This window comes from Microbacterium sp. Bi128, assembly GCF_918698205.1.
Window position 1 is genome coordinate 14,737 of the sequence record NZ_CAKKMM010000018.1, and the last position, 12,638, is coordinate 27,374.

A 12,638-nucleotide genomic window follows, 5' to 3' on the forward strand; every position below is an offset into this window, starting at 1 on the left:
AAGTGGCTCTCACGCGGAAAGCGCTTCGCCCCGGATCGCCGCGAGGGTCGGGCGCCCCTCGGCGAACCAGCGGGGGAACACGACCTCGAACAGCTGCTCGCGGGCCAGGTCCACTCCTCCGCGCACCGGCTCCCGTGCGTCGTTGACGCTCGTGGAGATCGACAGGTCGCGCGTGGCCAGGGGGAGCGACAGCTCGTAGACGCGGTGGCGCACCTCGGCCAGGAACAGCTCGCCGGCTGCCGCGACCGCGCCGCCGACGATGATGACGCCGGGGTTGAACATGTTCACCAGCGCCGCGACCGCCTCGCCGACCTGGCGGGCCGAGGCCTGCACCAGCGAGATCGCGAGCGCGTCGCCGCGCTCGGCGGCGCGGGAGATGTCCTCGGGGGCGAGCACCGCGCCGGAGGCGATGATCTCGGCGATCGCTCCCGTGCCGCCGGCGGTCACCGCTTCGTGGGCATCACGCACCAGAGCCCAGCCGCCGGCCACGGCTTCGAGGCATCCGATCTTCCCGCACCGGCACTGCTGCTGCGCACCCGGGACGCGGACGTGTCCCACGTCGCCCGCGGCGCCGTTGGCTCCGCGGTGCAGTCGACCGCGCGAGACGAGCCCGGCGCCGATACCCGTGCCCACCTTGCAATAGATGAGGTCGGGGTGGTCGTCGCGGCGCCGTGCGCGTTCCCCCGCGGCGAGCAGGTTGACGTCGTTGTCGACCCACACGGGCGCGTCGTACCGCTGCTCGAAGTGCGAACGCACGTCGTAGTTGTTCCATCCGGGCATGATGGGCGGCGCCACCGGCCGCCCGGTCTCGAAGTCGACGGGGCCGGGCAGGCCCACCACGATCGCCCAGACCGACGGGTCTCCGTCCGCGGCGAGCAGGTCGTCGACCATGGCCGTCGCGGTCGCGAGCGTCGGCTCCGGACCGCGGGCGATGTCCCACTCCCGGTGGGCCTCGGCGAGGATCTCGCCGTCGAGGTCGGTGACGCCGACGTGGATGTGGAGGCCGCCGAGCGCGCACACCACGATCCGACCGCGTTCGGCGCGGAAACGCAGGGTGCGGGGCGCTCGCCCCCCGGAGGAGGGGGCGTACTCCGCGTCTTCCAGGAAGCCCATCGCGATGGCGCGATCGACGCGCTGGGTCACGACGCCGCGCCCGAGGCCGGTCACGCGGCCGATGTCGGGACGGGTGACCGCCTCGCCGAGACGGACCATGTTGACGATCCGGAGCATGCTGGTGACCTCGTCGGTCTGAGCCCCGAATCGAAGGGTGGAGTCGTTGGCCATGCTCGATCTTCACATAAGCCCGCGCACCGACTCCTGGTTTCGCCGCATCTATGGTTCATTAGTCTCGAACTTCAGCGTGATTCGAGCTGAAGTGACGCGAGGGAGCGACATGACCTGGGGTGTGGGCATCATCGGGGCGGGGCCGGGCGTCGCGGCGCTGCACGCGCCCACCCTCGCGCGGACCGGGGGCGACTTCCGGCTGGTGCACGTCGGCGACGGGGGGAGCGGCCGCGCGGCCGTGATCGCCGAGCGTTTCGGGGCCCGCGCCTCGACCGGTGTCGATCAGCTGCTCGACGACCCCGAGGTCGAGGTCGTCGCGGTGTGCAGCCCGCCCGACCAGCACGCGGCGCACGTGCGCGCGAGCCTCGCGGCCGGCCGTCGGGCGATCTTCTGCGAGAAACCCCTGGCCACCACGTCGGCCGACGCCGAGCGGATCGTGTCCGAGTGCGCCGCCGCGGGCGCGCTGCTCGTCGTCGGCACCAACCACCTCTTCGACCCCGCGTGGTCACGGGCCACCCGACACCTCCACGCCACGCGGGACCGCGTCGTCTCGGTATCGGTCACGCTGTCGCTGGCTCCCAACGGCCGCTATCACGAGCTCGTCACGGGTGCGCCGCTGCCGGCGGCACCGGGCCCGGCCCGACCGGCGCTCGATCTCACCGACCCGGAACAGTGCGCCGCCATCGTCCGTCACCTCGTCGTGGGGCTGGCCGTCCACGACCTCCCGCTCGTGCGCGATCTCGTGCCGGACGCGACCGAGGTCGTGTGGGCACGCGCGATCCCCCCGGTCGGCTTCGACCTCGCCCTGCGGGCGCCCGAGGCGCTCGTGCGCTTCACCGTCGTGATGGCGCCCGAGGGGGCGGATTCGCTCTGGCGCGTGAACGTCGCGACCGATCGGGCGCGGATCGACGTGGACTTCCCGCCGCCGTTCGTGCACGCGGGCAGCGCGCGCACGTCGGTGCGCGACGGTCGGGGCGTGCAGACGACGTACCCGATCGACCGGCGCGACGGCTACGACGCCGAGTGGCGCGCGCTCGCCGCGATGCTGCGCGGAGAGACGGCGATGGAGTACGACGAGTTACGGGCCGACGCCCTGTTCGTCATCGCCGTCGCCGACGGTGCCGCCACGGCGGTGCGGACGGCGGGTGCACGATGAGCGCGTGGCCGGTGGCGACCGACCTCGCGCCCTACCGCGCGGCGGTGGCCGAGCTGGCCCCGCTCGTGCGCATCGCCGAAGCTGACGGGGTGGGCGCCCTGCGCGTCATCGACGGGCGCGGTGCCTGGTGGGACCGCCTGGAGCGCATGGCCGATGCGCCCGGCATCGTGGTCGACGAGCCGCAGCCCGCGCCCGCGGCCGCCCACGCGCGGGTGCAGAAGCTGGCCGTACCCGTCGTGATCGCGCGACGGCGGCTGCGCGCCGATGTCGTGGCGGATGCACGTCCGCCCGTGGCTCCGACGCACGTCACGGTCGACGCGTGGGGCGCGCCGTCCGAGGCGTCCGCGCTGCTCCGCGACGCGGTCGGCTGGGCGCGCGTGCTCGCGGGCGGGCCGCTCGAGGTCGTTGCGCGGGCGGAGACCCCGGTCGCGGACGTGCGTGCGCTCGCGGGCCCCGGGGTCGGGGTCAGTGTCACGCGCAGCGTCGGCGGGGCGGGTGTCGGGGACGCGCTCACGGCTCTGACGCTCGGGCCCCGACGCGTCGAGGTGCGCGTGGACTCCGCTGCCGCGACCATCGAGGTGGTCCACGAGGATGCCGCGGGCCGTGTCGTCCTCGCACCGCGGCGTGAGGCCGCCGAACGTCTCGCGCTCCGACGTCTCCTGGAGGCGCTGCGCGCGGGGGAACGGCTCACCGACCTCGAGGATCTGCGCCGAGATGACGCGATCGCCTCGATGACATAAGCCCGGTCGATACTCGGCATCCACAGGATCGGCTTCCCTGATACCGACTTCGGTCGGATAGTGGAAGAAGAGTCGGAACGGCCCGATTCCCCGAAAGGATCGAAGATGATCAAGCTTCTCTCGCACCTGTCTTACGTCGCGATCACGACGCCCGACGTCGATGCCTCGGTGGACTTCTACGTCACACAGGTGGGCCTGACCGAGGTCGCGCGCGAGGACGACCGTGTCTACCTGCGCTGCTGGGGCGACTACTACGCCTACTCCGTCGTCGTGGTCCGCGGCCACGAGCCGGCCCTCGAGACCATGGCCTGGCGCACCTCGTCGGCCGAGGCGCTCGCCGAGGCCGCGAAGCGCGTCGAGGCCACCGGCATCCAGGGCGAGTGGTTCGAGGGCCGCGGCATCGGGCGGGCTTACCGCTTCACCGGGCCGTTCGGCCACAACATGACGCTGCACTGGGACGTCGAGCGCCACGGCGCCGAGCCGCACACCGCGTCGATCTTCCCCGACCGCCCCGAGAAGCGCAGCTCCGTCGCCGGGGCGCCGCGTCAGCTCGACCACGTCACCGTCGCCACGAGCGACGTCGACGCGTTCGTGCAGTGGTACGTCGACACGCTCGGCTTCCGCTTCATGGCCCGCACCGTGCTCGACGAGGCGCCGATCTCGGTGTTCTCGGTGCTCACGACGAACGAGAAGTCGCACGACCTCGGCGTCGTGCTCGACGGCTCCACGCGCGCCGGTCGCATCAACCACTACGCGTTCTGGGTCGACACTCGCGAAGAGCTCCTCATCGCCGCCGACACCCTGATGGAGAACGGCATCCCGATCGAGTACGGCCCCAACATCCACGGCATCGGCGAGCAGACCTTCCTGTACTACCGCGAGCCCTCGACGCTGCGCATCGAGCTGAACACCGGCGGCTACCGCAACTACGTCCCCGACTGGGAGGCGAACACCTGGAAGCCGTCGCTCGGGTCGAACAACATGTACCGCAACGGTGCCATGCCGATGTCGATGACCGAGTCGTTCCCGCCGGCTGACGGCCCCAGCGCCACCGAAGAGGGCGTGCCCGACGAGATCAAGGACGCGCTGCTCAACCCGTACGCCGTTCAGGGTCGGGGCTGACGATGACGACCGCCCCCTTCGCCCTCGCGAGATTCCGGGACGGGGATGCCGTGCGCATCGGCCTCGTGGCCGGCGACCGCATCCGCGCGCTCTCCGACGGCGAGCTCGGGGGCGGTCTGAACGCCTTCCTCGCCGACCCCGACTGGGATCGGCTGGAAGCCCTGATCGAGGCGCCGGGGGAGTGGCATCCGCTCTCGGAGGTCACTCTCACGGCGCCCGTCGAGCCGCGGCAGGTGCTGCAGACCGGTGCCAACTACCGGCAGCACGTCATCGAGCTCGTGGCCGCGGGGCTGACGCAGAACACCGACCGCAGCCCCGAGGAGGCGCGCGCGTTCGCCGCGGACATGATGGACGAGCGCGCTCGCAGTGGCGAGCCGTACTTCTTCGTCGGTCTTCCCGCGTGCGTCGTCGGCGACGACGTCCCGCTCGTCCTGCCCGCGTACAGCGAGGTGCACGACTGGGAGCTCGAGCTCGCCGTTGTGATCGGACGCGAGGCGTTCCGCGTCTCGCGCGAGGACGCCCTCGACCACGTCGCCGGCTACACGATCGTCAACGACATCACCACGCGCGATCTCGTGTTCCGCAAGGACATGAAGGAGATCGGCACCGACTGGTACCGCGCCAAGAACGCTCCCGGGTTCCTGCCGACGGGACCGCTCCTCGTGCCGGCGCGGTTCGTCGACCCCGCGGACACCCCCATGCGCCTCGAGCTGAACGGTCAGGTGATGCAGGATGCCACCACCTCCGACCTGCTCTTCGACGTGCCCGCGCTGGTGTCGGCGGCATCCCAGACCCACCCGTTGCTGCCGGGGGACCTGCTGCTGACCGGCAGCCCCGCCGGCAACGGACAGCACTGGAAGAGGTTCCTGCGCGACGGCGACGTCATGACCGGGACGATCGGCGCGCTCGGAACGCAGACGGTGCGCTGCGTCGCGGAGGCGGCGGAGTGAGCGCACTCTCGGAAGACCCCCGCGACCTCGACCGGCAGAACCCCGAGGCCGAGATCGCGGCGCGCGCCCAGGCTTACCGGAATTGGGGGCGGTGGGGACAGGGCGATGTTCTGGGCACGCTCAACTTCATCGACACCGAGAAGCGTCGCGCGGCTGCCGCGCTCGTGCGCGAGGGGGTCTCGATCTCGCTCTCGCAGCGCTTCGACACCGACGGTCCGCAGAAGGGCTGGCGGCGGCGCACCAATCCCGTGCACACGATGACCGACACGGGGACGGATGCCGAGCGCGGCAACCAGGGCTTCCCGCACGGCATCGGCGGCGCCGACGACGTCATCGCGATGCCGCTCCAGTGCTCCACGCAGTGGGACGGCCTCGGGCACATCTTCGATCACGGCTTCGCCTGGAACGGCCGCCGAGCGGGCGACGTGGTCACGAGCGACGGCGACCTGGTCACGGGCATCGAGCACGCCGCCGACGTCATCGTCTCGCGCGGAGTGCTGCTCGACCTCGGTCGGCACCTCGCCTCCGACACGGCCGAGCTCGCCGACGGCTACGCCATCACCGCCGCCGACCTCGACGCGTGCGCCGCGGCACAGGGCGTCGTCGTCGGGCGCGGCGACATCGTGCTCGTTCGCACCGGACAGTTCACGCGCGTGCAGCGCGAGGGGTGGGGCGACTACGCCGGCGGCCCCGCGCCGGGACTGTCGCTGACCACGGCGGGGTGGCTGCACCGCACCGAGATCGCCGCGATCGCGACCGACACGTGGGGCTTCGAGGTGCGGCCGAACGAGTTCGACGTTCCCGCCTTCCAGCCTCTCCACCAGGTCGTCATCCCGAACATCGGACTCACGATCGGCGAGATGTGGAACCTCGACGCTCTGGCCGAAGCGTGCGCGTCTGCGGGACGCTGGGAGTTCCTCCTGTCGGCCCCGCCCCTCCCGATCACCGGCGCCGTGGGATCACCCGTGAATCCCGTCGCCCTGCTGTAAGCCTGATCCCCGTCGAAAGAACAGAGAGGTTCTGACATGACCGCCGTCCAACGAGTCGCCATCGCCGGCGCCGGCGTCGCCGGCCTGGCATCCGCCATCTTCCTCGCCCGGGCCGGAGTCGACGTCGACGTCTTCGACGCCCAGCCGTCGCTGCCCACCCGCGGTTCGGGCATCACCCTGCAGGGCAACGCGCTGCGCGTCTTCGACGAGCTCGGTGTGTGGGACGAGGTCGCGGCCGCCGGCAAGCCCTTCGAGGGCTTGAACTTGCGTGCCCCGGGGCCGGGTGCTCCGATCGTCGCGGCGCTGCCCGACGTGAAGACCGGTGGCCCCGACTACCCCTCGACCATGGGCATGTCCCGCCCCGACCTGGCGCGGATCCTCCTCGCCGCCGCCGAGACGAACGGCGCGCACGTGCACTTCGGGCGTCGCGTCACCGGCCTCACGCAGTCCGCCGACGCCGTGGACGTCGAGATCGACGGCGAACCGTTCGGCACGTACGACCTGCTGATCGGCGCGGACGGCCTGCACTCCACGGTGCGCGAGCTCATCGGTATCCAGGTGGCGCCCGAACAGACCGGGATGGGCATCTGGCGCACGTTCGTCTCGCTCCCCGCCGACGTCGACCGCAGCGAGCTGTACTACGGCGGACCCATGTACATCGCCGGCTACACCCCCACCGGCGACGACACGATGTACGCGTTCCTGGTCGAGAAGGCCGAGGACCGCTCCCGCGTCTCGCCCGAAGACGCCCGCCGCATCATGGTCGAGCAGTCGCGCGCCTACGACGGACCGTGGAACTCCATCCGCGCCGACATCGAAGCCGGCGCGGATGCGAACTACACGTGGTTCACGCGGCACCTCGTGGACGCGCCGTGGAACCGCGGCCGCGCCGTCGTCATCGGCGACGCCGCGCACAGCTGCCCGCCCACGATCGCCCAGGGCGCAGCGCAGGGGCTCGAGGATGCCGCCGTCCTCACCGAGCTGCTCGTGAACCGGGATGCCGTGGACCCGGCGCTGTGGGACGAGTTCCACGACCGCCGCATCGCGCGGGCGAGCGCCATCGTCGATGCCTCGGTCCAGCTCGGGCAGTGGCAGCTCGACGGCGTCCGCGACGCCGACATGGGCGGCTTGATGTTCCGCGTCGCACAGCTCACGGCGGTCCGCGCGTGAGCGAGGTCGTCGACGTCCACGCCCACCTGCTGATGCCGGGGCTGCACGCCGAGGTCGAGCGGCGCGTGCCCGACGAGGTGCAGGCCGCGGCCGATCTCGAGCTGCGCCGTAACGGCTTGGCGAGCATGCAGGCGTCCGGGCGCATGATCGGGGAGCGCTTCCCGCGCTTGACCTACATCGCCGCGCGCCTCGCCGCCATGGACGCGCAGGGGGTGGACCGGCAGTGGGTCAGTCCGTCGCCGAACCACTTCTACCCGTGGGCCGGCGAGGGCCTCGCGACGTGGGCGTCGAGCGAGGCGAACCGTCTCATCGCCGCGCACGTCGCTCAGGCGCCGGATCGCCTGGTCGGTCTCGGGGTGGTGCCGCTGCAGCACCCGCACCTCGCCGTCGACGCGCTCGACGATGCGGTGCTCGGTCGCGGGCTCGCCGGAGTCGAGATCTCGTCGTTCGCCGGCGATGTCGAGCTCAGCGACGAGCGCCTGGAGCCGTTCTGGGCCCGCGCCGCCGAGCTCCGCGCCGTGGTGTTCCTGCACCCGTTCGGCTGCTCGCTCGACGAGCGACTGGACCGGTTCTACCTCTCCAACACGGTCGGGCAGCCCGTCGAGAACGCCGTGGCGCTGTCGCACCTCATCTTCGCGGGCGTGCTCGATCGGCATCCGGAGCTGCGCCTGGTCGCGGCGCACGGCGGTGGGTACCTGCCCACGGCGATCGGGCGTTCCGACCGCGCGTGGCGGGTGCGGCCCGAAGCGCACGCGTGCGCCGAGGCCCCCTCGACGTACCTGTCGAAGCTGTGGTTCGACACCGTGGTCCACGACGAGCGGGCGCTGCGCTGGCTCGTCGAGGCCGCCGGGGCCGATCGGGTGCTGCTGGGCAGTGACTTCCCGTTCGACATGGGGCTCGACGACCCGGCCGCGTTCGTGCGCGGATCGGGGCTGCCCGACGCCGACGTCGCGGCGATCCTCGGGGCCAACGCCGAGGCGCTGCTGCGCACGCGGGTGCGCGCGTGAGGATCGCGCGGTGGGTCGACGGTGCCGATATCGGTGAGGGATTCGTCGACGGAGAGTCGGTGATCCCGTTCCCCGACGGGCTGCGCGTGGCGGAGGTGCTCGCGCAGGGGCTGGCTTCGGCGCGGGCGTTGTTCGCGCGGCGCGACACGGCGACGGCGCGGTCGTTGGCCGAGGTGCGGCTGCTCGCCCCGCTCGTGCCGGCCTCGATCCGTGACTTCGTCGCGTTCGAGGAGCACGTCGAGGGCGTGAGCGCGTCGGTCGACGGCAAGAGCGAGGTCGTGCCGGAGTGGTACGAGGCTCCGACGTTCTACTTCACCAACCCGCACACCGTGTGCGCGACGGGCGACATCGTCGCGATCCCCGAGACGCAGCGTCTCGACGTCGAACTGGAGCTGGCTGTGGTGATCGGCGGCGTGCCCGGCTCCGAGGGCGAGAACCTGGATGCCGCGTCCGCCACGGCCCACATCTTCGGGTACACCGTGATGAACGACTGGTCGGCACGTGACCTGCAGTCGCGCGAGATGAAGGTGCGGCTGGGGCCGGCGAAGGGCAAGGACTTCGCCATGACGCTCGGTCCGTGGATCGTCACGGCCGACGAGCTCGAACCGTTCCTCGACGCCGACGGTTTCCTGGCGGTGCGCGCCGAGCTGTTCATCAACGGCGAGCAGGTCGGCGCCGACCTCGTGTCCAACATGGGCTGGCCGTTCCCCGAGCTGGTGGCGTACGCCGCGCGGAACTCCGTCGTCGTCCCGGGCGACGTGCTCGGCTCGGGGACCGTCGGCAACGGCGGATGCCTCGGGGAACTGTGGGGACGCCGCGGGGCGCTCGACCCGCGGCCGCTCGAGCCCGGCGACGAGGTGCGCATGGTCATCGAGGGCGTCGGCGAGATCGTCAACGTCGTGGGGGAGAGGGTGGCCGCGCCGCCGGTGTCTCGGGCGCGGGAGCGTCCGCGGGCGCGGTTCCGGGTCGAAGGCCACCTCGCGCACTAATGTTGAAATAAGACAAAAGTCGGCGTATGCTGGGCGAGACGTCGGGGCCCCGCGGGTCCGTTCGCCCGGTGAGGGAGCCGGAGCGGCACACACGGTCGCGTCGATCGCCCGGTCGTACGGGCGCCCCACGTATGACTCTCTCCCCTGCGCGCGTCCGCATCCTGGTCGTCGCTCTTCTCGCGGTGTCGTTCCTCGGCGCCCTCGACCACACGGTGGTGTCGACGTCGCTCGCCACGATCGCCGGTGATCTCGGCGCGCTCGAGCACATGAGCTGGATCATGGTCGGCTACACCCTCGCCGCCACCGTGATGCTGCCCGTGCTCGGAAAGCTCGGCGACGTCGTCGGCCCCCGCCGCGTCTTCGTCGTGTCGCTCGGTCTCTTCCTCGTCGCCTCGCTGGCGTGCGGCTTCGCCCCCGACCTCGGTTGGCTCATCACTGCCCGCGTGATCCAGGGCCTCGGCTCCGCGGGCCTCCAGCTGATGTCGCAGACGATCATCGCCCGCGTCACGAGCCCCCGTCAGCGTCCCCGATACATGGCGATCATCGGAACCGCGTTCCCCGTGGCGATCGTCGTCGGACCCGTCGTGGGCGGGCTCATCACCGACTTCTGGGGCTGGTCGTGGGTCTTCTGGATCAACGTCCCCCTCGGTCTCGCGGCCCTCGCCCTGGCGCTCGTGGCTCTCCCTCGCCTGCCCGGCGGCGCGCACCCGCGGTTCGACGTTCCCGGCTCGCTCGTGTTCACCGGTGCCCTCGTCGCCCTGGTGCTGGCGGTGACCTGGATCGGCGACGACGCCCTGCGACCGGCCGCGCTCGTGTGCGCGGCGGTGGCGGTCGTCGGCATCCTGGCCCTCGTCGTGATCGAGCGGCGCGCGGCGGCGCCGATCCTGCCGCCGAGGCTGTTCCGCAACCCCACGGTCCTCGCGTGCCTCGGGCTGTCGCTGATCATCGGCACGGGGCTGTTCGCGATCGTCGCGTACATGCCGACGTACGTGCAGATGGCGTACCGCACGAGCGCGACGGTGTCGGGGCTCGTCCCGATCGCGACGGTGCTCGGCATGCTCGTGAGCAACCTGCTCACGGGGTGGCTCGTGAGCCGCTCGGGGCGCTACCGTCTGTATCCCGTGCTCGGCACGGGGATGGCGGCGGCGGGTCTGGCGACGATGGCGGCGCTTCCGGCCGGGATGCCGCTCTGGGTCCCGATGGCGGTCATGGCCGTCGTGGGTGTCGGCACCGGCTCCTTCATGAACATCATCTTCGCGGTCGTCCAGAGCGCAGCCTCCCGCGAGGACCTCGGCGCCGTGACGGCGACGACGAACCTCGTGCGCCAGATCGGATCCGCGGTGGGCACCGCGGTCATCGGCGGGATCGTCGGGTTCGGCGTGGCCGCCGCGCTCCCCGCCGGGCTGGATGCCGCCACCCTGACGCCCGCGGCCGCCCGCGCGGCGACTCCCGCGGTGCAGGGCGAGATCGCGGTCGACTACCACGACGTGTTCGCGCCGGTGTTCCTCGGCCTGGCGGCGGTGTACGCCTGCGGCTTCGTGATCGCCCTGCTCCTGCCCGCGGGGCGGCTCTCGGACGAGATGCCCGCATCCGCCCCCGTCTCGACCCCTGATTCCGTCCGACCTCGAAGGAGAGAACATGTCTGACACCCCCACCGTCGTCGTCGTGGGCAGTGGCCCGATCGGCGCCGCCTACGCCCGCGTGATCCTCGAGAACGTCCCCGCGGCGCGCGTCGTGATGTTCGAGGCGGGACCGCAGGTCACCGATCCCGCCGGTGCGAGCGTGCGCAACATCGTCGATGCCGACGAGAAGGCCCGTGCCCGCGAGCGTTCGCAGGGGCCGCAGGCCGGGGAGTTCCGCGCCTCGCTCGGCATCCCCGCCGGAACCGTCGTCGAGGGCATGTTCACCGCGCGGCAGGGGACGCACCTGCTCGACTTCGGCGGCGAGGGATCGGCGCACGCCCCGACCTTCCCGGCGGCGGCCGCGGCGACGAACGTCGGCGGTCAGGGAGCGCACTGGACCTGCGCGATCCCGCGCCCGGCGTTCAGCGAGAAGCTCGACTTCGTCGCGGGTGAGGAATGGGAGGACCTCATCTCCACCGCCGAGGGGCTGCTGCACGCGCAGAGCGCGGCGTTCTCGGACTCCCCGGTCGGCGCGGCGATCCGCACGTTGCTCGACCGGGAGTTCGGGGCCGAGCTGCCCGACGGGTACGGCGTGAGCACCCTTCCCGTCGCGGGTGACCCGCAGCCCGACGGCTCGATGCGTTGGGCGGGTGCGGACACGGTGCTGGGGCCGCTCCTCGACTCCGACAGCGAGGTCGCGTCGCGCTTCGAGCTGCGCGACCTCACGCTCGTGCGCCGCGTCGAGCACGACGGTCGCCGGGCGACGGGGGTCGTCGTCGAGGATCTGCGCACGGCGCAGCAGTCGGCCGTCGCGGCGGATGCCGTGGTCGTCGCCGCCGACGCGTTCCGGTCGCCCCAGTTGCTGTGGGCGTCCGGCATTCGCCCCGCACCGCTCGGCCGCTACCTGACCGAGCACCACGTGGTCATCAGCACCGTCGCCCTGGATGCCGAGCGCATGGGCGCCCTCGTGTCGGACGACGAACTGCAGCAGGAGCTCGCGCGCCGGGCGACGAACCCGGCCGACCCCGTGGCGGCGGTGAATCGCATCCCGTTCTCGGAGCCGGACCACCCGTACTCGGCGCAGATCATGTACGCCGAGAATCCCCCGTTCGCCCTCGATCCCGCACACCCGGCCTCGGGCAACCGGTGGGGGTACGTGAACATGGGCTTCGGCGTGCGCAAGTTCCCGCGCGTCGAGGACGGTGTCACCTTCAGCGACGACGAGCGGGACTACCGCGGACTGCCGAACTTCACGATCGAGTACGCGCTGACCGACCGGGAGGATGCCGAGATCGCCGAGGCGACCGAACGCCTCCGTCGCGCCGGGAACGCCCTCGGCGAGTTCATCGCCGAGCCGCGGCTGCTGCCGAACGGATCGAGCCTGCACTACATGGGCACGATGCGCGCCGGTACCGACCCCGCCACATCGGTCGCGGACCCGCACTCCCACGTGTGGGGCTTCGAGAACCTGCTCGTCGGAGGCAACGGGCTCATCCCCACGGCCAACACGATGAACCCGACGCTGATGAGCGTGGCGATCGCCGTGCGCGGCGCTCGCCGGCTCGTGGAGGAACTGCGCGGGGCTGCTTCCTCCGCCACGGCGGAAGAG

The 12,638-nt window shown here is 71.9% G+C and carries 11 protein-coding genes; 10 read left to right on the plus strand and 1 reads right to left on the minus strand.

The window, feature by feature from the left end:
• Positions 1–9 precede the first annotated feature (9 nt).
• The gene (locus LQV45_RS03035) at positions 10–1,284 is read right to left on the minus strand and encodes an ROK family protein (protein ID WP_230005683.1); all 1,275 of its coding nucleotides are present in this window, start codon (positions 1,282–1,284) and stop codon (positions 10–12) included.
• 109 nt (positions 1,285–1,393) lie between these two features.
• On the opposite strand from LQV45_RS03035, the gene LQV45_RS03040 reads away from it, so the two are divergent.
• From LQV45_RS03040 to LQV45_RS03085, 10 genes are all read left to right on the plus strand, one after another.
• Complete coding sequence (locus LQV45_RS03040) at positions 1,394–2,440, plus strand: Gfo/Idh/MocA family protein (RefSeq protein WP_230005684.1); 1,047 nt, start codon at positions 1,394–1,396, stop codon at positions 2,438–2,440.
• Positions 2,437–3,180, plus strand: a complete 744-nt coding sequence (locus LQV45_RS03045; protein ID WP_230005685.1) for a hypothetical protein — start codon at positions 2,437–2,439, stop codon at positions 3,178–3,180. The genes LQV45_RS03040 and LQV45_RS03045 overlap by 4 nt, the downstream gene beginning before the upstream one ends.
• Positions 3,181–3,285: 105 nt before the next feature.
• On the plus strand, positions 3,286–4,302 hold the full coding sequence (locus tag LQV45_RS03050; RefSeq protein ID WP_230005686.1) for a VOC family protein: 1,017 nt from the start codon (positions 3,286–3,288) through the stop codon (positions 4,300–4,302).
• Positions 4,303–4,304: 2 nt separating this feature from the next.
• Positions 4,305–5,252, plus strand: coding sequence for a fumarylacetoacetate hydrolase family protein (locus tag LQV45_RS03055; RefSeq protein ID WP_230005687.1), 948 nt, complete (start codon positions 4,305–4,307; stop codon positions 5,250–5,252).
• Positions 5,249–6,241: a cyclase family protein gene (locus LQV45_RS03060; protein WP_230005688.1), complete on the plus strand. Its 993-nt coding sequence runs from the start codon at positions 5,249–5,251 to the stop codon at positions 6,239–6,241. The genes LQV45_RS03055 and LQV45_RS03060 overlap by 4 nt, the downstream gene beginning before the upstream one ends.
• A gap of 36 nt (positions 6,242–6,277) precedes the next feature.
• On the plus strand, positions 6,278–7,411 hold the full coding sequence (locus LQV45_RS03065) for an FAD-dependent monooxygenase (RefSeq protein WP_230005689.1): 1,134 nt from the start codon (positions 6,278–6,280) through the stop codon (positions 7,409–7,411).
• The gene (locus tag LQV45_RS03070) at positions 7,408–8,418 is read left to right on the plus strand and encodes an amidohydrolase family protein (RefSeq protein WP_290370198.1); all 1,011 of its coding nucleotides are present in this window, start codon (positions 7,408–7,410) and stop codon (positions 8,416–8,418) included. The genes LQV45_RS03065 and LQV45_RS03070 overlap by 4 nt, the downstream gene beginning before the upstream one ends.
• Positions 8,415–9,407 (plus strand): fumarylacetoacetate hydrolase family protein, encoded by a 993-nt coding sequence (locus LQV45_RS03075; RefSeq protein WP_230005690.1) that lies wholly within the window; start codon positions 8,415–8,417, stop codon positions 9,405–9,407. Before LQV45_RS03070 ends, LQV45_RS03075 begins: the two co-directional genes overlap by 4 nt.
• A 131-nt stretch (positions 9,408–9,538) precedes the next feature.
• Complete coding sequence (locus LQV45_RS03080) at positions 9,539–11,053, plus strand: MFS transporter (RefSeq protein WP_230005691.1); 1,515 nt, start codon at positions 9,539–9,541, stop codon at positions 11,051–11,053.
• On the plus strand, positions 11,046–12,638 hold a 1,593-nt coding region (locus tag LQV45_RS03085; RefSeq protein WP_230005692.1), incomplete at its 3' end, for a GMC oxidoreductase. The genes LQV45_RS03080 and LQV45_RS03085, both read left to right, overlap by 8 nt.

Excerpts from the sequence above, each read along its gene's own strand:
- LQV45_RS03080 (WP_230005691.1), top strand. The coding sequence starts at position 9,539 with ATGACTCTCTCCCCTGCGCGCGTCCGCATCCTGGTCGTCGCTCTTCTC.
- LQV45_RS03065 (WP_230005689.1), top strand. The coding sequence starts at position 6,278 with ATGACCGCCGTCCAACGAGTCGCCATCGCCGGCGCCGGCGTCGCCGGC.
- LQV45_RS03035 (WP_230005683.1), bottom strand. The coding sequence starts at position 1,284 with ATGGCCAACGACTCCACCCTTCGATTCGGGGCTCAGACCGACGAGGTC.
- LQV45_RS03045 (WP_230005685.1), top strand. The coding sequence starts at position 2,437 with ATGAGCGCGTGGCCGGTGGCGACCGACCTCGCGCCCTACCGCGCGGCG.
- LQV45_RS03040 (WP_230005684.1), top strand. The coding sequence starts at position 1,394 with ATGACCTGGGGTGTGGGCATCATCGGGGCGGGGCCGGGCGTCGCGGCG.
- LQV45_RS03055 (WP_230005687.1), top strand. The coding sequence starts at position 4,305 with ATGACGACCGCCCCCTTCGCCCTCGCGAGATTCCGGGACGGGGATGCC.
- LQV45_RS03050 (WP_230005686.1), top strand. The coding sequence starts at position 3,286 with ATGATCAAGCTTCTCTCGCACCTGTCTTACGTCGCGATCACGACGCCC.